Annotated in this window: 16 protein-coding genes and 1 pseudogene; 9 read left to right on the top strand and 8 right to left on the bottom strand. The window is 72.0% G+C overall.

The window, feature by feature from the left end:
• The first annotated feature begins 170 nt into the window (after positions 1-170).
• The 5 genes from JF597_RS19950 (at position 171) to JF597_RS19970 (ending at position 7,543) form a co-directional block, all read left to right on the top strand.
• Positions 171-1,532, top strand: a complete 1,362-nt coding sequence (locus JF597_RS19950; RefSeq protein WP_293996470.1) for a lectin — start codon at positions 171-173, stop codon at positions 1,530-1,532.
• 55 nt (positions 1,533-1,587) lie between these two features.
• Positions 1,588-3,774: an RICIN domain-containing protein gene (locus tag JF597_RS19955; RefSeq protein ID WP_293996471.1), complete on the top strand. Its 2,187-nt coding sequence runs from the start codon at positions 1,588-1,590 to the stop codon at positions 3,772-3,774.
• A gap of 144 nt (positions 3,775-3,918) precedes the next feature.
• A complete protein-coding gene (locus JF597_RS19960; protein ID WP_293996473.1) occupies positions 3,919-4,449 on the top strand; it encodes a 2Fe-2S iron-sulfur cluster-binding protein in 531 nt (176 codons plus the stop codon).
• The gene (locus JF597_RS19965) at positions 4,446-5,441 is read left to right on the top strand and encodes a xanthine dehydrogenase family protein subunit M (RefSeq protein WP_293996475.1); all 996 of its coding nucleotides are present in this window, start codon (positions 4,446-4,448) and stop codon (positions 5,439-5,441) included. The genes JF597_RS19960 and JF597_RS19965 overlap by 4 nt, the downstream gene beginning before the upstream one ends.
• A gap of 14 nt (positions 5,442-5,455) precedes the next feature.
• Positions 5,456-7,543 (top strand): xanthine dehydrogenase family protein molybdopterin-binding subunit, encoded by a 2,088-nt coding sequence (locus JF597_RS19970; RefSeq protein ID WP_293996477.1) that lies wholly within the window; start codon positions 5,456-5,458, stop codon positions 7,541-7,543.
• Here the strand turns inward: JF597_RS19970 and JF597_RS19975 are convergent.
• The 7 genes and pseudogenes from JF597_RS19975 to JF597_RS20005 all read right to left on the bottom strand — a co-directional run bounded on the left by JF597_RS19975 (position 7,521) and on the right by JF597_RS20005 (position 18,023).
• A complete protein-coding gene (locus tag JF597_RS19975; protein WP_293996532.1) occupies positions 7,521-9,200 on the bottom strand; it encodes an MFS transporter in 1,680 nt (559 codons plus the stop codon). The genes JF597_RS19970 and JF597_RS19975 overlap by 23 nt on opposite strands.
• Positions 9,201-9,274: 74 nt before the next feature.
• Positions 9,275-9,742: a MarR family transcriptional regulator gene (locus JF597_RS19980; protein ID WP_293996479.1), complete on the bottom strand. Its 468-nt coding sequence runs from the start codon at positions 9,740-9,742 to the stop codon at positions 9,275-9,277.
• Positions 9,743-9,816: 74 nt separating this feature from the next.
• Positions 9,817-9,990, bottom strand: a complete 174-nt coding sequence (locus JF597_RS19985; protein ID WP_293996481.1) for a hypothetical protein — start codon at positions 9,988-9,990, stop codon at positions 9,817-9,819.
• Between the two features lie 26 nt (positions 9,991-10,016).
• Positions 10,017-10,373: a PRC-barrel domain-containing protein gene (locus tag JF597_RS19990; RefSeq protein WP_293996483.1), complete on the bottom strand. Its 357-nt coding sequence runs from the start codon at positions 10,371-10,373 to the stop codon at positions 10,017-10,019.
• Between the two features lie 43 nt (positions 10,374-10,416).
• Positions 10,417-12,913, bottom strand: a pseudogene (locus JF597_RS19995) (SpoIIE family protein phosphatase).
• A gap of 167 nt (positions 12,914-13,080) precedes the next feature.
• A complete protein-coding gene (locus JF597_RS20000) occupies positions 13,081-17,355 on the bottom strand; it encodes a HAMP domain-containing protein (RefSeq protein WP_293996485.1) in 4,275 nt (1,424 codons plus the stop codon).
• 302 nt (positions 17,356-17,657) lie between these two features.
• Complete coding sequence (locus tag JF597_RS20005) at positions 17,658-18,023, bottom strand: STAS domain-containing protein (protein WP_293996487.1); 366 nt, start codon at positions 18,021-18,023, stop codon at positions 17,658-17,660.
• A 208-nt stretch (positions 18,024-18,231) separates the two neighbouring features.
• Between JF597_RS20005 and JF597_RS20010 the strand changes: the two genes are divergently transcribed.
• The 3 genes from JF597_RS20010 (at position 18,232) to JF597_RS20020 (ending at position 19,693) form a co-directional block, all read left to right on the top strand.
• On the top strand, positions 18,232-18,729 hold the full coding sequence (locus tag JF597_RS20010; protein ID WP_293996489.1) for an ATP-binding protein: 498 nt from the start codon (positions 18,232-18,234) through the stop codon (positions 18,727-18,729).
• Positions 18,730-18,798: 69 nt separating this feature from the next.
• Positions 18,799-19,026, top strand: a complete 228-nt coding sequence (locus JF597_RS20015) for a DUF5133 domain-containing protein (protein ID WP_293996491.1) — start codon at positions 18,799-18,801, stop codon at positions 19,024-19,026.
• Positions 19,027-19,186: 160 nt separating this feature from the next.
• Complete coding sequence (locus JF597_RS20020; protein ID WP_293996493.1) at positions 19,187-19,693, top strand: MarR family transcriptional regulator; 507 nt, start codon at positions 19,187-19,189, stop codon at positions 19,691-19,693.
• A gap of 243 nt (positions 19,694-19,936) precedes the next feature.
• Here the strand turns inward: JF597_RS20020 and JF597_RS20025 are convergent, their stop codons facing one another.
• The gene (locus JF597_RS20025; protein ID WP_293996495.1) at positions 19,937-21,109 is read right to left on the bottom strand and encodes a PP2C family protein-serine/threonine phosphatase; all 1,173 of its coding nucleotides are present in this window, start codon (positions 21,107-21,109) and stop codon (positions 19,937-19,939) included.
• Between the two features lie 198 nt (positions 21,110-21,307).
• Here JF597_RS20025 and JF597_RS20030 point away from each other — a divergent pair, with 198 nt between their 5' ends.
• On the top strand, positions 21,308-21,742 hold the full coding sequence (locus JF597_RS20030) for a MarR family transcriptional regulator (RefSeq protein ID WP_293996497.1): 435 nt from the start codon (positions 21,308-21,310) through the stop codon (positions 21,740-21,742).
• The last annotated feature ends 472 nt before the right edge of the window (positions 21,743-22,214 follow it).

The raw sequence follows: 22,214 nt of genomic DNA on the forward strand, positions 1-22,214 counted from the left end.
CGCGGTCCTTGCGGGGTCCATTGGCTCCGCACCCCTTGACGCCGGTGGTCCGGACCTTTAGTTTCACGCCTTAAACAAAGCCTCACGGATGTGCTCAACGCCCAGCGGCAACACGGGCGTTGAGTACAAACCGTGCTGCATCCCCCCGCGTGAAAGGCCACCCCCCGCAAATGGCCAGAACTCTCCCCACGGCTGTCTCCCTAGCCGCTCTGACCCTGTCCGCAGGTCTGCTCACCGCTTCCCCCGCTCAGGCCGCCACCGGCACCATCACCGGCCTCGCCGGCAAGTGCCTCGACGTCGCCGGCGCCAACTCCGCCGACGGCACGGCCGTACAGCTCTACGACTGCAACGGCACCTCGGCCCAGCAGTGGACCGTCGGCAGCGACGGCACCATCCGCGCCCTCGGCAAGTGTCTCGACGTGACCGGCAATGCCACGGCCGACGGCGCCAAGCTGCAGCTGTGGACATGTACCGGCGGCGCGAACCAGAAGTGGACCGTGTCGTCCGCGCACGACATCGTCAACCCCCAGGCGAACAAGTGCATGGACGTCACCGACAACAACTCCGCCAACGGCACCCGGATACAGATCTGGACCTGCGCGGGCACCGCCAACCAGAAGTGGACGGCCCCGGCGTCCGGCGGCGGCACCACCCCGTCCTCGCCGATGGCCGTGGCGCCCTACCTCTACAACGGGTGGGGCGACCCGCCGAGCCCGACCACCATCACCAACGCGACCGGCGTGAAGTACTACACGCTCGCGTTCGTCCTCAGCAACGGCTACTGCAACCCGCAGTGGGACGGCAGCCGGGCGCTGACCGGCGGAGTCGACCAGCAGACCGTCAACACCGTGCGCGCCAACGGCGGTGACGTGATCCCGTCCTTCGGCGGCTACAGCGGCAACAAGCTGGAGAGCTCCTGCTCCAGCGCGGGCGAGCTGGCGGCGGCCTACCAGAAGGTCATCGACGCCTACGGCGGTCTGAAGGCCATCGACATCGACCTCGAAGCCGACGCCTACAGCAACGGGACCGTGCAGCAGCGGGTCGTGGACGCGCTGAAGACGGTGAAGGCCAACAACCCCGGCCTGAAGGTGTACATCACCATCGGCACCGGTCAGAGCGGTCCGGACACCAGCCTGATCAACCGGGCCGCGTCCTCCGGGCTGACCGTCGACGCCTGGGCGATCATGCCGTTCGACTTCGGCGGCGCCGGCCAGAACATGGGCAACCTCACCACCCAGGCGGCCGAGGGGCTCAAGAACGCGCTGAAGGCCGCGTACGGCTACAGCGACGACACCGCCTACCGGGACATGGGCATCTCGTCCATGAACGGCATCACCGACAACAACGAGACGGTGACCGTGAACGACTTCCGGACCATCCTCGCCTACGCCCAGCAGCACCACCTGGCCCGGCTCACCTTCTGGTCCGCCAACCGCGACCGACCCTGCACCGGCGGCTCCGCCGACAGCTGCTCGGGTGTGAGCCAGTCGAACTGGGACTACACCCGCGTCTTCGCCGGGTACACCGGCTGATCCCCTTCGCAGGTCGCGTTCGCAGCTCCCCTTCGTCAACCGCCAAGGAGATCAGGTGCTTCCCCTTCCCCGGCGCCGCAGAGCAACGGCCGCCGCAGCGGTGGCCGTTGTCGCCGCCTCCCTGCTGACCGCGGCGGGCGCCTCCTCGCCCGCGTCCGCCGCCACCCTGCCCACCGGCAACGTCACCCTGCTCGACGCGGCGAGCGGCAAGTGCGTGGACGCCAAGGCGGCCGCCACCGCCGACGGCACCGTCGTCCAGCAGTACACCTGCAACAACACCACCGCCCAGCAGTGGAGCCTCACCTCCACCAGCGGCGGCTACGTCCGCATCAACAACGCCAACAACACCAACGAGGTCCTGGACGTCACCAACGTCTCGACGGCCGACAGCGCGCCCGTCCAGATGTGGACCTACGGCGGCGGCAACAACCAGCAGTGGCTGCCGGTCGACGACGGCGGCGGCGCCTACCACTTCGTCAACCGCAACAGCGGCAAGTGCCTCGACGACCCCGGCGCCTCGACCGCGGACAGCGTGCAGTTCGTCCAGTACACCTGCAACGGCACGCAGGCCCAGCGGTTCCAGGTCGTCCCCGTGACCCAGTCGGGCAACCCGGACCTCGGCCCCAACGTGGTCGTCTTCGACCCGTCGATGTCCGCGTCGACCATCCAGAGCAAGCTGAACTCGATCTTCCAGCAGCAGGAGACCAACCAGTTCGGCTCCCAGCGCTACGCCGTGCTGTTCAAGCCCGGCGCCTACAGCGCCGACGTGAACGTGGGCTTCTACACCCAGGTCCTCGGCCTCGGCCTGTCGCCCGACGCGGTCTCGATCAACGGCGCGGTCCACGCGGAGGCCGACTGGTTCCAGGGCAACGCCACGCAGAACTTCTGGCGCGGCGCCGAGAACCTCTCGGTCGACCCGGCCGGCGGCAGCGACCGCTGGGCGGTCTCGCAGGCGTCCGCCTACCGCCGGGTGCATCTGCGCGGCAACCTCGCCCTGGACGACGGCGGCTGGTCCAGCGGCGGCCTGATCGCCGACAGCCAGATCAACGGGCAGGTCAACTCCGGCTCCCAGCAACAGTGGCTGACCCGCAACTCCCAGCTCGGCAGCTGGACCGGCTCCAACTGGAACATGGTCTTCACCGGCAGCACCGGTGTCCCCGCCACCAGCTTCCCCAGCCCGCCGTACACGACGGTGGCCCAGAGCCCGGTGACCCGTGAGAAGCCGTTCCTGTACGTCGACGGCTCCGGCAACTACCAGGTGTTCGTCCCGTCCACCCGCACCAACTCCACCGGCACCAGCTGGAGTTCGGGTTCCGCGGCCGGTACGTCCCGCTCGCTCGACAGCTTCTACGTCGTGAAGCCGGGCGCCACCGCGTCCCAGATCAACGCGGCCCTGGCGGCGGGCAAGGACCTCCTGGTCACCCCGGGTGTCTACCATCTCGACCAGACGCTGCAGATCAACCGCGCCGACACCGTCGTCCTGGGCCTCGGCCTCGCCACCTTCGTCCCGGACAACGGCATCACCGCCATGAAGGTCGCCGACGTCGACGGCGTCGACATCGCCGGCCTGCTCTTCGACGCCGGCACCACCAACTCCGCCACCCTGGTGGAGGTCGGCCCCAGCGGCTCCTCCGCCTCGCACGCGAGCGACCCGACCTCTCTGCACGACGTGTACTTCCGCATCGGCGGCGCGGGCGTCGGCAAGGCCACCACGAGCCTGGTCGTCAACAGCGACAACGTCATCGGCGACCACATGTGGATCTGGCGCGCCGACCACGGCAGCGGAGTCGGCTGGACCACCAACACCGCCGACACCGGACTCGTCGTCAACGGCGACAACGTGACCATGTACGGCCTGTTCGTCGAGCACTTCCAGAAGTACCAGACCGTCTGGAACGGCAACGGCGGCCGCACGTACTTCTACCAGAACGAGATGCCCTACGACCCGCCGAACCAGTCCTCGTGGATGAACGGCTCGACCAGGGGTTACGCGGCCTACAAGGTCGCCGACTCGGTCACCAGCCACCAGGCGTACGGCCTCGGCAGCTACTGCTACTTCAGCACCAACCCCGGCGTCGTCGCCGACCACGCGATCGAGGCACCGACCAGCTCGAACGTCAGGTTCACCAGCATGGTGACGGTCTCCCTCGGCGGCACCGGCACCATCACCCACGTCATCGACAACAGCGGCGGACCGTCGAACTCGTCGACCAACGTCGCCGACCTCAGCTCGTATCCGTGACCGTCGCCCGGTGAACGGTTCGTGGGTGACCCGGCGTGCCCGCCGGGTCACCCACGGCCGTCCCCGCCGTCGGCACGTGTGGGACGGCGTGACCTGGATACCCGGACCGAACGGCAGCACGGCCCGTCCGGAAGCAGGCACGCCATGGGCAGTGAGATCCAGCGCTCCGAGATCACCCTCCGGGTCAACGGGAAGCCCCACACCCTGCTCCTGGACCACCGGCGGGTCCTCCTGGACGTGCTCCGCGAGGACCTCGACCTGACCGGCGCGAAGAAGGGCTGCGACCACGGCCAGTGCGGCGCCTGCACCGTGTTGGCCGACGGCCGCCGGGTGAACAGCTGCCTGCTGCTCGCCGTCGCCCTGGACGGCAGCGAGATCACCACGATCGAGGGCCTGGCCGCCGACGGCGAGGCCCCCCACCCGCTGCAGCGGGCCTTCCTCGACCGGGACGCCTTCCAGTGCGGCTACTGCACCCCCGGCCAGATCTGCTCCGCCGTCGGCGCGCTCGCCGAGGCCGCCGCCGGACATCCGTCCCAGGTCACCGACCCCGCGCTGCCCTCCGGCCGGCCGGTCCCGCTGGACCGGCCCGAGATCCGTGAGCGGCTCAGCGGCAACCTGTGCCGGTGCGGGGCCTACCCGCGCATCGTCGAGGCGGTGGAGGACGTGATCCCGTGAGGTCCTTCGACTACGTCCGCGCCCGCACCCCCGAGGAGGCCGTCGAGGCCTTCGCCGCCCGCCCCGGCGCCCACTACCTGGCCGGCGGCACCAACCTCGTCGACCTCATGAAACTCGGCGTCGAACAGCCCACCGCGCTGATCGACGTCAGCGGCCTCCCGCTGGACGGGCTGGAAGAGCTGCCCGACGGCTCGCTGCGCGTCGGCGCCACCGTACGCAACAGCGACCTCGCGGCCCACCCCCTGGTCCGCGACCGCTACCCGGTGCTCTCCCAGGCCCTGCTCGCCGGCGCGTCCGGCCAGCTCCGCAACGTCGCGACGACCGGCGGCAACCTGCTCCAGCGCACCCGATGCACCTACTTCCAGGACCCGGGCAAGCCCTGCAACAAACGCGAACCCGGCAGCGGCTGCGGCGCCCTCGACGGTGTCCACCGCGACCACGCGGTCCTCGGCCGCTCCCCGCTCTGCGTCGCCACCCACCCCTCCGACATGGCCGTGGCCCTCGCCGCCCTCGACGCCCGGGTCGAGCTGTACGGCCCTGACGGCGCCCGGACCGTGGACCTGACCGACTTCCACCGGCTGCCCGAGGACCACCCCGAGCGGGACACCGAGATCCGCCCCGGCGAGCTGATCACCGGGGTGCTGCTGCCCGCCGCCACGGCCGGCGCGCCCTCCGCCTACCGCAAGGCCCGCGACCGGGCGTCGTACGCCTTCGCCCTCGCGTCCGCCGCCGTCGCCCTGCGCGTCGCCGACGGCATGGTCACCCAGGTGGGGCTGGCCTTCGGCGGGCTCGCCCACCGCCCGTGGCGGGCCCGGGTCGCGGAGGCAGCCCTGCTCGGCGAGGCGGCCACCCCCGCCGTCTTCGCCAGCGCCGTCGACCTGGAACTCGCCGCCGCCCGCCCGCTGCCGGACAACGCGTACAAGGTGCCCCTCGCCCGCAACCTCGCCCTCGACGTCCTGGCCCGGCTCGCCCCTGCGCCGGCCCCGCTCTGACCCTGGAGGTCCCCATGGCCCGCACCGCCGCCCTCGGCGCCCCGGCCGAGCGCCGGGAAGGGCCCGCCAAGGTCACCGGCGCCGCCCGCTACGCCGCCGAGCACCCGCTGCCCGGCCGCGTCCACGCCCGCGCCGTCCCCGCCACCGTGGCCCGCGGCCGGATCACCGGCATCGACACCGGCCCGGCCCGCGCCGTCCCCGGCGTCCTCACCGTCCTCACCTACGAGAACGCCCCCCGCCTCGCCGAACCCGAGGACGCCACCCTCGCCCTGCTCCAGGACTCCGACGTGCCGCACCGCGGCTGGTGCGTCGCCCTGGTCGTCGCCGAGACCCCGGAGGCGGCCCGCGCCGGAGCCGGAGCCGTACGGATCACGTACGACACCGTCGGCCACGACGCCGTCCTCACGCCCGGCCACCCGGGCGCCCACGAGCCCGAGGAGGTCAACGGCGGCCAGCCCGCCCGCTGCCGGCGCGGCGACCCGGAGACCGCCTTCGCCGCCGCCCCCGTCCGCGTGGACGTCACCTACCGCACCCCGCCCCTGCACAACCACCCGATGGAACCCCACGCCAGCACCGCCTGCTGGGAACGCGGCCGGCTCACGGTGTACACCTCCAGCCAGGGCACCAGTGACGTCCGCGGCGTGCTCGCCGGGCTGTTCGCCCTGCCCGTCGACCGGATCACCGTGCGCGCCGAACACGTCGGCGGCGGCTTCGGGTCCAAGGGCTCACCGCGCCCGGACGTGGTCCTCGCCGCCATGGCGGCCCGGTACACCGGCCGGCCGGTCACCCTCGCCTACCCGCGCCGCCACCTGCCCACGGTCGTCGGCCACCGTGCCCCCACCCTCAACCGGATGCGGCTCGGCGCGACCTCGGACGGCCGGCTCACCGCCCTCCTGCACGACGTGACCACCCACACCTCGCCGGTCCGGTCGTTCGTGGAGGCGGCCGGCACGATCTCCGGAGTCATGTACGCCACCCCGAACCTGTCATTCGTGCACCATGTCGTGCCGCTCGACGTGCCCAGCCCCTCCTGGATGCGCGCGCCCGGCGAGGCGACCGGCATGTACGCCCTGGAGTCGGCGATGGACGAGCTGGCCGACGCACTCGGCACGGACCCCGTCGAACTGCGGATCCGCAACGAACCCGAGCGTGAACCCGCGGGTGACCTGCCCTTCAGCAGCCGGCACCTCGTCGAGTGCCTGCGCGAGGGCGCCCGCCGGTTCGCATGGACCCACCGGGTGCGGCGCGCCGAGGGCCCGCTGCTGATCGGCGCCGGGGTGGCCGCCGCGACCTACCCGGTCATGGCCTCCCCGTGCACGGCCGCCGCCGAGGCCCGGCCGGACGGCACCTTCCTGATCCGGGTGAACGCCTCCGACATCGGCACCGGCGCCCGTACCGTCCTCGCCCAGATCGCCGCCGACGCGCTCGGGGCACCCCTGGACCGGGTCCGCACCGAGATCGGCGACAGCGACCTGCCCCCGGCCCCGGTCGCGGGCGGCTCCTCCGGGACCGCGTCGTGGGGGTGGGTGGTGTACGAGGCCTGCGCCCGGCTGCTGAACCGGCTCGCCGACCACACCGGTCCGCTGCCCGAGCGGGGCATCGGCGTCCGCGCGGACACCAGCGGGCGCGCGGACGCCGACAGCCCCTACGCCCGCCACGCGTTCGGCGCCCACTTCGCCGAGGTCGCCGTCGACACCGTCACCGGCGAGGTGCGGGTGCGCCGGCTGCTCGGTGTCTACGCGGCCGGGCACATCCTCAACTCCCGTACCGCGCGTTCCCAGTTCGTCGGCGGCATGACGATGGGCCTGGGCATGGCCCTGACCGAGGGCAGCACGGTGGACGCGGCGTACGGCGACTTCGCGGAGGCCGACCTGGCGTCGTACCACGTGCCAGCGCACGCCGACGTCCCCGACATCGAGGCGCACTGGATCGACGAGGACGACCCGCACCTGAACCCCATGGGCAGCAAGGGCATCGGGGAGATCGGCGTGGTGGGCACCCCCGCCGCCATCGGCAACGCCGTCCACCACGCCACGGGCATCCGCTTCCGCACCCTGCCGCTGACCCCGGACCGGATCCTCACCGCTCTGAACGCACGGTGACCTTCGCGGCGGGCGCGGGGCGTTCCCCGCCGGGACGGTGGCCGCCGCGCAGGGCGGAGGCCACCGCCGAGACCAGGGCCATGCCGGCGGCCACGCCGAAGACGATGCCCAGGCCGTGGTGGAAGGGGCCGGAGACCAGCTGCGGGAAGAAGGTGTGCCCGGTCAGGGCCGACCGCTGGGCCCCGCTGACATGGTCCAGGACGCCCTCGGAGGCGAGCAGGTGCTCGATGGGGTTGTTGCCGAGGAACGTGGCGAACAGCGTGCTCACCGGGGGCAGCGACGCGGCGTGCGCGGCGGAGACGGCCGGCACGCCGTGCGCCATGAGGCCGCTCTTGAGGGCCGAGGGGAGCGAGGAGGCGAGCCCGGAGACCATCAGGGAGAAGAAGACCCCGATGGACAGCGCCGTACCCGAGTTCTGGAAGGTCGAGCGCATGCCCGAGGCGACACCCCGGTACTCGGCCGGCACGCTGCCCATGATCGAGGACGTGTTGGGCGCCGAGAACATGCCCTGGCCGAGGCCGTTGACCAGCAGCAGCGCCGCGAACAGCCCGTAGTCGAAGTCGACGGGCAGGGCGAGCAGCCCCAGGAAGGACGCGGTGACGACGACCAGCCCCGCGGTGGAGAAGAACCGGGCGCCGAACCGGTCCGACAGGTACCCGGAGACTGGCCCCGCGATCAGGAAGCCCAGGGTCAGCGGGAGCATGAAGATGCCGGCCCACAGCGGGGTGTCCTCGAAGTCGTAGCCGTGCAGCGGCAGCCAGATGCCCTGCAGCCAGATGATGAGCATGAACTGCAGGCCGCCGCGCGCGATCGAGGTCAGCAGGGCCGCCACGTTGCCCGCCGCGAACGCCCGGTTCCTGAAGAGCGCCAGGTCGAACATGGGCTCGGCGACCCGCGTCTCGACGACGCAGAAGGCCAGCAGCAGGGCGACGCCGCCGATCAGGCCGGTCAGCACCCACGGGTTGCCCCAGCCGGTGGCGCTGTCGCCGTAGGGCTGGATCCCGTAGGTGATCCCGGCGAGCAGGATGCCCGCTCCGGCAGCGAAGGTGAGATTGCCGAGCCAGTCGATCCGGCCGGGGCGGCCCGCCGAGGTCTCGCGCAGGCTCAGGTACGACCAGATCGTGCCGGTGACGCTGACCGGGACGCTCACCCAGAACACCGCACGCCAGTCGACGACGGCGAGCAGACCGCCCGCGAGCAGACCGAGGAACTGGCCCGCGAGCGCGGTGATCTGGTTGATGCCGAGGGCCATGCCGCGCTGCCGGGCCGGGAAGGCGTCGGTGAGGATGGCGGCCGAGTTGGCCGTGAGCATGGACCCCCCGAAGGCCTGCACGATCCGCCACAGAATCAGCCACAGGGCCCCGGCCCCCGCGCGGAACGGATCGAGCGACAGCGCCACCGAGGCACACGCGAAGATCAGGAAGCCCAGGTTGTAGATCTTCACCCGGCCGAACATGTCGCCGAGCCGCCCGAGCACGACGACCAGGACGGCGGACACCAGCAGGTAGCCGAGGATCATCCAGAGCAGGTAGCCGATGTTGCCCGGCGCGAGCGGGTCGAGGCCGATGCCGCGGAAGATCGCCGGCAGCGAGATGATCACGATCGACGCGTCCATCGTGGCGATCAGCACGCCGAGCGTGGTGTTGGACAGCGCCACCCACTTGTAGCCGGGCCCGGCCGGGGTGTCCTTGCGGCGGGCCGAGCGCAGGGCCGCGGACCACCCGCGCCCGCTCACAGCCGCTCCGCCAGCCGGCCGAGGAGCGGCAGGGCGGCTCCGAGCGTCGCGCGCTCCTGCTCGGAGAACGTGTCGAGAACGGCCGCGAGCCGCTGGACCGACTCGGAGCGCCGCTCGGCGAGCACCGCCCGCCCCTCCTCGGTGACGGCCACGATGCTCCGCCGCCCGTCCGCGGCGTCGGGGGTACGACGGACCAGACCGCGCTGTTCGAGCTGGGCGAGGGTGCTCGCCATGGCCTGCGGGCGTACCCGCTCCGTCCCGGCGAGGGAGGTGGGGGAGTCCGGGCCCTCGGCCGCGAGCCGTGCAAGGACGGACACGCCCGACAGCGACAGATCCCCCACGGCGTGCGCCTGCCGCAGCCGCCGCGTCACCCGGCCCACCGAGAGCCGGAGATCCGACGCGAGCCGGGTGGCGTCGCTCAGGTCGCGTATACCGCCGCCGTCGGCGGCCATGTCTGCCTTCACATGTACTGACACTAGGTTTATCAGTCTGAACTGCTCAACCATTCGTTAGTAAACATGACGGCCGGCGGGTGGTGTCAGCGGGCGATGCGGTGATGCCGTCCGCCGTGCCGCAGGCGCACCCCCGCGTGGACGAGGGCGGCGAGGAGCACGACGGCGCCGATGATCAGCAGGTAGAACAGGCCGTGGACGGCGAATCCGACGATGCCCAGGACGAGGGCCACGAGGATCAGGAGCAAGAACAGACTCATCGTCTCTCCCGGACGGGCTCGGTGGGTCAGCGGCGGGCCAGGCGGTGCTCGCCGCCCGCGCCCGGGACGTAGTCGAGTTCGTAGTGCGCGAAGACCGCGGGTTCCCCGGCGGCCGGCAACTCGCCGTCGGTGTCGATGGACGGAGCTTTCTTGACCACGTCCTTGCGGTACGTGACCTTCAGGTAGTCCGGACCGACGGTCGCCTCGGCGAGCGGGACGAAGACCAGGCGCCGGCGCGTGGGCAGCCCGACCGTCACGGTGGCGAAGCAGGGCCTGTCGGTCGTGGTGTCCACGTAGACCGACTCCAGGACGCCGATCCTGTGCCCCTCGGCGTCGACCACGTCATGACCGCGCCACTCTCGGATGTCGGTTGCTTCGAACATCGGGCACCTCCGCAGCCCGGGTACCCGGCGCGGAGGCCCGCAGTCATGGAGCCACGCGGATGCCCACGACGCAGGTGTCGTCGTCCGTGTCGGACTTGCTGTGGGTCAGCAGGCGGTCCACCTGCTGGTCCAGGGCCGGGGGCACCATGCGGGCGGCCTTCAGCAGCTGGGCGAGGGACTCCTCCACGGACCGGTCACGGCGTTCGACCAGCCCGTCCGTGTACATCAGCAGGGTGTCGTCGACCGCGAGCTGCACCTCGTGCTCCTGGTACTCGGCCTCCGGCACGGCGCCCAGCAGCAGGCCCCGGACCAGGGGCAGCGGCGCCGCCTCGCCCCCGCGCACCAGCACGGGCGGCAGATGCCCGGCCCGGGCCCAGCGCAGGGTGTGGCGGTCGGGGTCGTAGAGACCGCACACCGCGGTCGCGGTGACGGAACCGGTCAGGTGGTGCGTCACCATGTTGAGCCAGGACAGCAACTGCCCTGGCCCGGCACCGGTCACCGCGAGCCCGCGCAGCGCGTTGCGCAGGACGACCATGCTGGTGGCCGCGTCGATACCGTGCCCGGCGACGTCCCCCACGCACAGCAGCACCAGCCCGGACGGCAGCACGACCGCGTCGTACCAGTCGCCGCCGACCAGATGCTGGGTCTCCGCCGGCCGGTAGCGCACGGCGAGGTCCAGCCCGGGCACCGCCAGCGAGGTCTGCGCGGGCGGCATGATGGCGTGCTACAGCTGGAGGGTCAGCCGGTTGCGCTCGCTGGCCTGCTGCTCGGTGTGGGCGAGCTGGTCGCGGGTGGCCGCGAGGGCGACCTCGGTCCAGTGCTGGGCGGAGATGTCCTGGTAGGCGCCGCGTACCACGTACAGCTGGCCGTCGGAGTCGAGGACCGGTTCGGCCACCACCCGGATGTGCCGGGTGACCCCGTCCGGCCGCTGGAGGCGGAACGCGGTGGACGCCGTCCGGCGGTGGTGCAGCAGGGTGCAGCAGGAACCGCCCGATGGCCACGGCGTCGTCCGGATGGGCGTGCGCGGGCAGGTCCTCCAGCGCCACCGGGACGCTGGAGGGGGGTCTGCCGTAGAGCTCGTACAGCTGCCCGTTCCAGGTGATCTCGGCGGTGAGCAGGTTCTCCTCGAAGCCGCCGATGCGGCCCAGGCGCTGGGCGTGCTGGAGCAGGCTGGCCAGCCGGGCCGTCTCGTCCTCGATGCGCCAGACGAGCAGCACACTGCTCCCGTGCCGGCTGATGTTGATGTCGGCGACCGCTGCCAGCGGTACCTCGTCGACCAGGGCGGTCAGCCGCATGCGGTGGGCGCGGTAGGGCTCGCCGGTGGCGTGGACGCGCTCTATCCGCTCGAAGAGCTCGCTTTGACCGGCGGCCACCGGGTACGTCTCCAGCAGCAGGGCCCCGTTGACGACTCCCCGGGGGCGGCCGGCCGGGTCCAGGAAGCGGCTGTTCACGTGGTGGATGCGGAAGTCGGCGAGTTCCCCGTCGGCGTCCAGCACCGGGACGAGCACCAGGGCCGGGTCGTGGAGCCCGTCGGCCAGGTCCATCAGCTCCGTCACGTCCGGCAGCACGCGCGGGCTCCCGGCATCGTCCGGGTGGTGCCTGCCGTAGGTCTCCAGGGTGTGCGCGCACAGCTCGGCCAGCGCCTCGATCTGGCGGACGACGGGCGGGGGAGGGGGGTCCAGCGGGGTGGGCCAGGCGATCTCCAGGACACCGTGGATCCGTCCGCCGGTCCCGGCCGGTACGGCGCACCGGCCGCCCTCCGGATGGTGGTGCTGGCCGATGGAGGGCGTCCCCGTCTCGGCCAGGCTGCGGATCCAGTGGCCCGATCGCTCGGCGAGCCCCCGGCGGGCCACGGTCGTCACACCGGGAGGCACATGCCGCCAGCGCCCGGCCTCGGCGGCGGGGAACCCCGCGCTGCCGGCCAGGGCGAGCGAGCCGTCGGTGCCCAGGGCCCAGATGGCCACCGCATCGGCGCCGAGGGGTGTCAGGGCGTGTTCCAGCAGGGAGTCGGCGACGGCCTGGGTGTCGTGGGCGGCCAGCGCGCCGCTCTCGGCGGCCCGCAGCCGGACGGCCGAGGAGTGGCCGTCCGTCGGCTCCGCGGGCCGGGCGTCGGCCGTGGTGGCCGCCAGGAAGGCCGCGGTCACCTCCGAGACCCGGTCGCGGGCCGCCTGGTTGATGACGTCGACCGCGAACTCCAGCGGTGTCACCCCCGCCTGTCCGGCCAGCTCGGCCAGCTGCCGCGCCGCCTGCGCGGGGCCGCAGCGCAGGCGTTCGACCAGGATGCCCTTCGCCAGCTCGATCAGGGCGCGTCCGTCGGCCTCCGCCTGCGCCGCCCGCACCTCGCGGCGCAGCCGCTCCACGGTCGCGGTGAGCCTGCCGACGGGCGACGGCCTGCGGGCCTCGGCGGCGTCGGCGGTGGCAACGGCGGCGCTGTCGGCGGGGGCGTCGGCCGCACCGGGGGCGACATCGGCCGTACCGGCAGGGGCCGGGGCCGTGCCGCCGGGGGGAGCCTGGCCGGCGGTGGCGCCGGCCGGTCCGATGCCTGCCGTGCCGCGCTCTCCCGTCGTGGGCCCGTCGCCCGCAGGGAGTTGCGGGCTCTGTGGATCGGGGGGGTGGTGTAGGTCACTCACGGTCAGTCTGTTCCTCGGCTGGGACGCCCCGCGGCGTCACGCGGTCGGCTGGTGGACGGTGCGGCCGTGCCGTGCGGTCACCCGGGCAGCCACCGTCGGACGCGGCCGATGAGGTCCCCCGTGTCCACCGGTTTGGTGACGTAGTCGTTGGCACCCGAGGCGAGGCTCTTCTCCTGGTCGCCCGGCATGGCCTTCGCGGTGACGGCGATGATGGGCAGCTCCGCGTACTGGGGCATGGCGCGGATCTCCGTGGTGGCGGCGTAGCCGTCCATCTCCGGCATCATCACGTCCATCAGGACCAGGCAGATGTCGGGGTGCGCGAGCAGCATCTCGATGCCCTTGCGGCCGTTGTCGGCGTGCAGGACCTGGAAGCCGTGCAGCTCCAGCACCCCGCTGAGCGCGAAGAGGTTGCGGGCGTCGTCGTCGACCACCAGGATCGTCCGGCCCTGGAAGGTGTCGTCCACGACCTGCGCGGCCGGCTGCTGCGGCTCCTCGGCACGCACCAGCGACAGCACGTCACCGGGCTGCTCGGCCGACAGGTGGAGCGTGATGCGCTCGCGCAGCTCGTCCAGGCTGGCCAGGAAGTCCAGCGGCCGGTCACCGGCGAGGGCCCGCAGTCCCTGCTCCTGGGCCAGGTCCACCCGGTGCCCGGTGTGCACCAGGACGGGTACGCTGGCCAGCGCCGAGTCACCGCGCATGGCCTCCAGGAAGCCCGCGCCCTCCTGGCCGGGCATGCCGAGTTCCAGGACGACGCAGTGGCAGGCCTGCGCCGCCAGGGTGCTCGCGGCCTCCTGCGCCCCGACCGCGGTGATGATGTCGATCGCCCCGTGCGGATCGTCGGGGCGCTGCGCGATGTCCGCCACGGCCCGCTCGGCGACCAGCGTGAGCAGCCCGCGCGGCCGTTCCTCGATCACCAGCAGCCGGCGCCTGCGCGGTTCGGCGGCCGCCGCCGGAGCGGACAGCGCACGCGGCACCGTCAGTTCCTCGGCGCCGGCCTCGTCGTGGGCCTGCTCCACCGGCCGGCCCCCGGCCTCCAGGAGTTCCTCGAAGTCGGCACGGGCGACCGGCAGATACAGCGTGAACGTGCTGCCCTGGCCGGGGGTGCTGTCGACCGTGACCGCACCGCCGAGCAGGTGGGCGATCTCCCGGGTGATGGACAGGCCGAGCCCCGTGCCGCCGTACTTGCGGCTGGTGGTGCCGTCGGCCTGCTGGAACGCTCCGAAGATCGTCTCCAGTTGCTGCTGCGGGATGCCGATGCCGGTGTCGACGACCCGGAAGGCCACCACCGGACCCCCGCGGTGCACCCCCGGCGGCACCTCCGCGTCGGCCGCCGGTTCGATCCGCAGCCGCACACCGCCCTCCTCGGTGAACTTCACCGCGTTCGACAGCAGGTTGCGCAGGATCTGGCGCAGCCGGGAGTCGTCGGTGAGCAGGTCGGCAGGGGTTCCCGGGGCTGTGGCCACCGCGAAGTCGAGACTCTTCTGGGACGTCATCGGCCGGAACGTCGCCTCGACGTACTCCAGCAGCTGGCGCAGCGGGACCCGCTCGGGAGCGACGTCCATCTTGCCGGCCTCCACCTTTGACAGGTCGAGGATGTCGTTGATCAGCTGGAGCAGGTCCGAGCCGGCCGAGTGGATGATGCCCGCGTACTCGACCTGCTTGGGCGTCAGGTTGCGCGACGGGTTCTGCGCGAGCAACTGGGCGAGGATCAGCAGGCTGTTGAGCGGTGTGCGCAGCTCGTGGCTCATGTTGGCAAGGAACTCCGACTTGTACTTGGAGGCCAGCGCCAGCTGCTGCGCCCGGGTCTCCAGCTCCTGCCGGGCCTGCTCGATCTGGAGGTTCTTCGCCTCGATGTCGCGGTTCTGGTCGACCAGCAGGGACGCCTTCTCCTCCAGCTCCGCGTTGGAGCGCTGCAGTTCCTCCTGCTGGACCTGCAACTCCTCCGACCGGGACTGCAGTTCGGCGGTCAGGCGCTGGGACTCCTCCAGCAGCTCGTCGGTGCGGGCGTTGGCCACGATGGTGTTGAGGTTGACGCCGATGGTCGGCATCAGCTGGGTCAGGAAGTCCTGGTGGATCTGGGTGAAGCCGGTCAGCGAGGCCAGTTCGATGACGCCGAGGACCTGCTCCTCGACCACGATGGGCAGCACCATCAGGGCCCTGGGCACCGCCTGTCCGAGACCGGAGGAGATGGTCACGTAGCCCTGGGGCAGCTCCTCCACGGTGATGGGCCGCCGGTTGCGCGCGACCTGCCCGACGAGGGACCGTCCGACGGGGAAGCGGGTGGGCCGCTCCGCGTCGTCCGGGTAGCCGTACGACCCCACCAGCCGCAGTTCGTGACCGCGCGGGGTGTCCTCCGCGAGGTAGAACGCGCCGTAATGGGCCGCCGCCAGGGGCGTGAGCTCGTCCATGATCAGCTCGGCCACGACCGGCAGGTCGCGATGGCCCTGCATCAGGCCGGAGATGCGGGCGAGGTTGGTCTTGAGCCAGTCCTGTTCCTGGTTGGCGCGGGTGGTCTCGCGCAGGGACCCCACCATGGAGTTGATGTTGTCCTTGAGTTCGGCGACCTCACCGGAGGCCTCCACCGTGATCGAGCGGGTCAGATCACCCTCGGCGACGGCGCTGGCGACCTCGGCGATCGCGCGGACCTGCCGGGTGAGGTTCCCGGCCAGTTCGTTGACGTTCTCCGTCAGCCGCTTCCAGGTGCCCTCGACGCCCTCCACCTCGGCCTGCCCGCCGAGCCGGCCCTCGCTGCCCACCTCGCGGGCGACGCGGGTGACCTCGGCGGCGAACGACGACAGCTGGTCGACCATCGTGTTGATGGTGGTCTTCAGCTCCAGGATCTCGCCGCGGGCGTCGACGTCGATCTTCTTCGACAGGTCGCCGTTGGCCACGGCGGTCGTCACCAGGGCGATGTTGCGGACCTGGCCGGTGAGGTTGTTGGCCATGGAGTTGACGTTGTCCGTCAGGTCCTTCCAGGTGCCGGCCACGTTCGGCACGTGCGCCTGGCCGCCCAGGCGCCCCTCGGTGCCGACCTCGCGGGCGACGCGGGTGACCTCGTCGGCGAACGCCGAAAGCGTGTCGACCATCGTGTTGATGACGTCCGCCAGCGCGGCGACCTCGCCCTTGGCCTCCACGGTGATCTTCTGCGAGAGGTCGCCGCGCGCCACCGCCGTGGCGACCTGGGCGATGGAGCGGACCTGCCCGGTCAGGTTGGACGCCATCACGTTGACGTTGTCCGTGAGGTCCTTCCAGGTCCCCGACACGCCCCGCACGATCGCCTGGCCGCCGAGGTTCCCCTCGGTGCCGACCTCGCGGGCGACGCGGGTGACCTCGTCGGCGAAGGCGGACAGCTGGTCGACCATCGTGTTGATGGTGTCCTTGAGCTCGAGGATCTCGCCGCGGGCGTCCACGGTGATCTTCTGGGAGAGGTCGCCCTGGGCCACCGCGGTGGCGACCTGGGCGATGGAGCGGACCTGCCCGGTGAGGTTGCCCCCCATGAAGTTCACGGAGTCCGTCAGGTCGCGCCAGGTGCCCTTGACGCCCTTGACGTCGGCCTGGCCGCCGAGCCTGCCTTCGGTGCCGACCTCGCGGGCGACGCGGGTGACCTCGTCGGCGAACGCGGACAGCTGGTCGACCATCGTGTTGATGGTGTTCTTCAGCTCCAGGATCTCGCCCCGGGCGTCCACCGTGATCTTCTGCGACAGGTCGCCCTGCGCCACGGCGGTCGTCACCTGGGCGATGTTGCGGACCTGGGAGGTGAGGTTTCCGGCCATGAAATTGACCGAATCGGTCAGGTCCCGCCAGACACCGCCGACGCCGGGCACCTGCGCCTGACCGCCGAGGCGTCCCTCGCTGCCGACCTCGCGGGCGACGCGGGTGACCTCGTCGGCGAACGCGGACAGCTGGTCGACCATCGTGTTGACGGTCTCCTTCAGCTGCAGGATCTCCCCGCGGGCCGGCACGTCGATCTTCTGGGACAGATCGCCCCTGGCCACCGCGGTCGCCACCTGGGCGATGTCGCGTACCTGCGTGGTCAGGTTGCCCGCCATGGCGTTGACCGAGTCGGTGAGGTCGGCCCAGGTGCCGGAGACACCGGGCACCTCCGCCTGACCGCCCAGGGTGCCCTCGGTGCCCACCTCGCGGGCCACCCGCGTCACCTCCGAGGTGAACAGGGACAACTGGTCGACCATGCCGTTGAACACCGTGGCGATGTCGCCGAGCAGACCCGTCCCGTCGGACGGCAGCCGGGTACCGAAGTCACCGTCGCGTACCGCCGTCAGCCCGGCGAGCAGCTGCCGCAGTTCCTGCTCGCCCGGGCCCCGCACCTGGGCGTCCATCGAAGTGCCGGCCATGCCCACCCTCGTTCCGCTTCGCAGGATCCCCACCCCGAGGACCCGGAACCAGGCCGGCGCCGTCCAGCCCCACCATCAGGGGCGACGCCGCGTTCGACGGCTCCGGCCGACGGGAAATCGATCGCAGACTAACTCAGTTGTCGTGCAGCAACAAAAGGCCGCCGAGAAAGCCGTGGGCCAGAAAAAAAGACGGGAAACACGCGGCATGACAAGGCCGTTCCGGGGAACCCGGTCCTGTTCCACCGTCGCCGGATCGGGCCCCCGCCGCAACGGCTGTGGCTCCGCTCGCGAGCCCCGGGATGTCACGCCGCGAGGGCCGCCGCGACGGTCGGGTGACAGGGGGCGACGGCGTCGAGGCCCACCAGCTGCACGGTGCGCAGTACCGGGCCGTGGGCACCCGCCAGGCGCAGCCATCCCTGCGCGGCCGTGGTGGCGTGGTGGGCGGCGACGAGCGCGTTGACGCCGCTGGAATCCATGAAGGTGACCTCGCTGAGGTCGACGACGAGCCGGGGGCCGGTGGTGGGGTCGGCCGGAGGCATCGCCCGCGTCAGCGCGCCCACACTGTGGTAGTCGATCTCCCCGCGGACACCGAGCACGGCGACGCCGTCGACGTCGGCGCGCACGACGGCCAACTGGCCGGGTTCCACTGCTTCCTGGTTCTCTGCCACTTCCGTCCTCTGAGCCCTCGGTACGGGTCGAGCCCCCTTCCTGTAGCCAACGCTGCCCAGGATCCCGGCGGTGATGCACGCGATGTCCCGACCGACTGCGCGGTGCGCAGGAATACCGCCGGCAAGTCCGGGTAGACGCGCGCCCATGAACGGGGTTTCGCAAGTCAGTGGCAGGGAGGAGTCCGTCCCGCGCGAGGAGAGTTCCCGGATGCCGGATGCCGCACCCGCCGATGTGACCATCGCCCTGGACGGGGCGGACGGCTGTATCGCCCGCGCGCGGCACCGGACGTCGGAGTTCCTGGCCGCAGCCCAGTCCGAGCACGGACTGCCGGTCACCTCCCGCACGATGGACCTGGCACAGCTGGTGGTCAGCGAACTGGTCACCAACGCGCTGAAGTACGCGCCCGGGCCGGTGCTGCTGCACCTGCGCGTCGTCGACGGCATGGTGGAGATCGAGATCTGGGACACCGATCCCACGCTGCCGCTGGCCCGGGCCGCGGACGCCGGACGGGTGGGCCAGCACGGCCTGGAGATCGTGCTGGCCGTGGTGCAGGGCTTCGAGGCCCGCCGTGAGCCCGTGGGCAAGTGCGTCACCGCCCGGCTCGCGCTCTTCGACGACCCCCTGCTGGGACTGGGGCGGCCGGCTCGTGGCGGCGGCCGGACGGCCGGGCGGCGAGAGCCGCCGAAGGCGGAGGGCCGGGAATGAAGTGCGGTGATCGGGGCAGTCGGGGCGCTGCACGATCCGTGCGAACTGTTGACAGGCAGGAGGCTTGTGATGCTCATGGCACACCCCGCCGTACTGACGGACCTGATCGAGCAGTACGAGACGCTGCGCGCGCTCCATGCGGACGAGGGTCACGAGGCCGTACGCCGGCGGATGGCGGACATCGCCTACACGCTGTGTGTGGCGACCGGTACCAGTGACATCGACGCCGCCCTCGTGGTGGCCCGGTACCGCCTGCCCGGTGCCCGCGTCGAGGACGACTCCCTGCTCTCCGCCTGACCCCGGTCGACCGAGGACCGGCCCGCGCGGCGACTCGTGCAGATGCTGTGGAGGCCGGGAGGACGGAGGAGTGGCGGGGCGTGTTCGGCCGTCGGTCGGGTATCGCGAGAGAACAAAGGTGGCACCTGCATGGACAGGCGATGTCTGAAAGCGATACCTCGTGACTGGTCTCAGCGGCTCCGGGGACAGCGGACCGAGCGGGCCGCAGGACGGCCTCATGGCGCTGGCCGTGTCGATGGCCGACGCCGTGGAGGGGCTCACGACCCTGTGGTCGGTCGCGGCGCAGGGCGCCCGTGCGCGGCTGTCGCCGCACCAGTTGCGCGCCCTTCGGATAATGGACGGGGAACCAGGGCTCAACCTCACCGCGCTGGCCGTGCGGATGGACCTCGGGCTGCCCGCCGCCAGCCGGCTGTGCGACCGGCTGGAGGCGGCGGGCATGCTGGAGCGGGAGATGCATCCGCGCAACCGGCGAGCGGTGCGACTGCATGCGACGAGGCAGGGCCGGCAGGCGCTCGAGGAGGTGGCGTACCGCAGATCGCGGAGACTGGCCCTCGCACTCGGTGCCATGGAGCCGGCCGAGGCCGAGGCCCTCGGGCGGGGGCTCCGGGGGTTCCTGGCCGCGCTGGACGGCAGAACGGGCGGCGGCGAGGACGCGACCGACTTCTGAAGTCCCAGGGGGTGCGAGCGGGGACGTACACGCGAGATCGCGACGTCGCCCCACGGCGGACCCGGTGACACCACTCCGCAGCGGATTCCCACCCCCGGCCTCCCCCGCCGGGTTCCGCCCCCGCCCCCGGCCTCTACTCCCGGACTCCGCCGTAGGCCGGGCCGTCCCCCGGCCGGGGGACGGTAGCCGGGCGTCGGGGACGCGAACGTCGTGACAGGTCATGACCGTCAGGACGGCACGAGATCAGGACGGCTTCCGTCCTCGCCAGTCCAGGCAGACGACCAACGCGTCGTCGTCCGCCACGACGGCATCGCCGCGATGACCCGCCAGTTCGCGCAGGAGGGCGCGCGGCACCTCGGCGGCGGGCAGCAGCCGCGTGGACTGGATGGCCCGGGCGAGCGCCCGCTCGCCGTACGTCTCACCCTTGGGCGAGTGCACCGCGTGGACGCCGTCGCTGACGAAGATGAGCCGGTCTCCGGGCTCGACGGCGAACTCCTGCGCCACGTAGTCCGTCTCCTCGAACATGCCCAGCGGCAGCTGCGCCTCGAAGGGCACGCGCTCCACCGCGCCGGCACGCAGCCGCAGCAGCTGGGGGGAGCCGGCGTCCACCACGCTGGCCCGGCCGGTCGCCAGGTCGAAGTCCAGCATCAGGACGGACAGGTACCGGCGGCCCCGGTAGTGGGCGTAGACGGCCTGGTCGGCCAGGGCCGCCTGGTCCTCGATGTCGATACCGGCGCGCCGCGCGTTGCGCAGGGCGTTGACGGCGAGGTTGGTCAGCAGGGCCGCCTCTATGCCCTCGCCCATGCCGTTCGTGACGTACAGCATCAGCTGGTCGGACGTGGCGGACCAGTCGAAGTTGTCCCCGTAGACGGCGTAGGCCGGTTCCAGCTGGCAGGCCAGGTCGTACTCGGGCCGGGAGCAGGAGCGGCCGGGCAGCAGGTGCCACTGCATCTCCGCGGCCAGCGTGAGCCGGTCCTTGCGCCGGGCCTGGAGGTACAGGTCCGTGTCGCGCTCGGCCACGACCACCTCGTGCGCCAGCGCGTCGGCGATCTCGGCGAGCTCCGGGACGCAGTCGGACGCCGTCTCGCCGTTCCGCATCGTCACGGACAGCACGCCGAGCCGGTCGCCCCGCACGCTCACCGGCAGGTGGATCCTGGTCGGCCGGCCCCGGCCGTCCTCGCGGTAGGGCGCCTGGGAGCCGAAGGCCCGGCCGGCCGGGCTGCCGTGCACCGGGACCGGCTCCAGGTTGTGCGGCGCCACCGACACCGGCTGCAGCACCGTCAGACCGTAGTCGGCCATGAACAGCTCGACGTCCGCCGCGCCGTATCGCTCGGTCAGCACGACGCGGACGGCGTCCAGCAGTTCGTGGGGAGCCGCTGTGCGCAGAGCGCGTTCAGCGGTTTCGAATCTGTTCACGATGAGGGGTGCACCATTCTTTCTCCTGACAACGTGCGGGCCCGGCGTCGGCGCCGGGCTCCGCGAAGAGCCGCGTCTGTCGTCCCGAGGTCCGTTGCCGGTGGCGGCTGCTAGTACGCTGAGAGGCGCCCCAGTGCCTGCGAGAGTGTGACCGTGACTGCCTTCCGCCGCCGCCCAGAGCCCGAAGAGGTCGCACGCGTGACCACGCGGGCCGTCGAGCTGCTGGAGGTTGTCTGGGGGCGGGCCTCGACCGCGCCCACCTCGGCCTCCCAGTTGCGCGTGCTGCACATCCTCGAGCACCACGACGGCATCAACCTGCGCACCCTCGCCGAGTTCCTCGCCTCCACTCCGCCGTCGACGAGCCGGCTCTGCGACCGGCTGCAGGCCGCGGGGTTCGTCGAGCGCGTGGTGAGCCCGGAGGACCGGCGCGAGGTACGGCTCCACCTCAGCGGCCGGGGGCGCTTCTTCCTCGCCGATCTGCGCGCCCGCCGGGAGAGCGAGTTGCAGACGGTGCTGGCCGACATGCCCGCGGCCAAGCGGGTCGCCCTGCTGGAGGGCCTGGAGGCGTTCTGCGCCACCGCGGCCACGCAGATACACGACGAGGCTCCGGACTCCGACAGCCGGACCGCCTGAAGAACCTTCACGGCACCCGTGCCACCACCGCTTCACGACGATGGCGGGCGGTGCCCGGAGCGGTCTCCGTCCACCGGATCATTCCAGGTCCTTCCCCGTGTACGTCCGACGCGGCTACTCTGTTGCCTCATGGCTATTGTTGTCAAACGGCAACTGTTCTTCCGATTCCCCTCACATCTCTCGGCCACCTTTCACGGGCACGATCCGGGGCGACCGTGCGGCAGGTCTCGGACACCGGGGGCTCGCAGGTGATCGGAAGCACGTCCAGGCACGTGACCTGGGCGCGGGGTGCCGGCGGCAGCCGTCTTTCGGCGGCGGTCGCGTCGGCCCCGCACGCACCGCCTTCGCGGGGTCGTGTTCACCTGCCGGCGAACCCGGCAGTCATTCGTGTACCCGCGGAGAGGGACCGCATGACGATCGTCGCCCCGTCCGTGGCGACTTCTGGGGGAAGCGGCCCGGCCGTCCGGCCCGG

Source organism: Streptomyces sp. (assembly GCF_019510245.1).
Classification (GTDB): Bacteria; Actinomycetota; Actinomycetes; order Streptomycetales; family Streptomycetaceae; genus Streptomyces.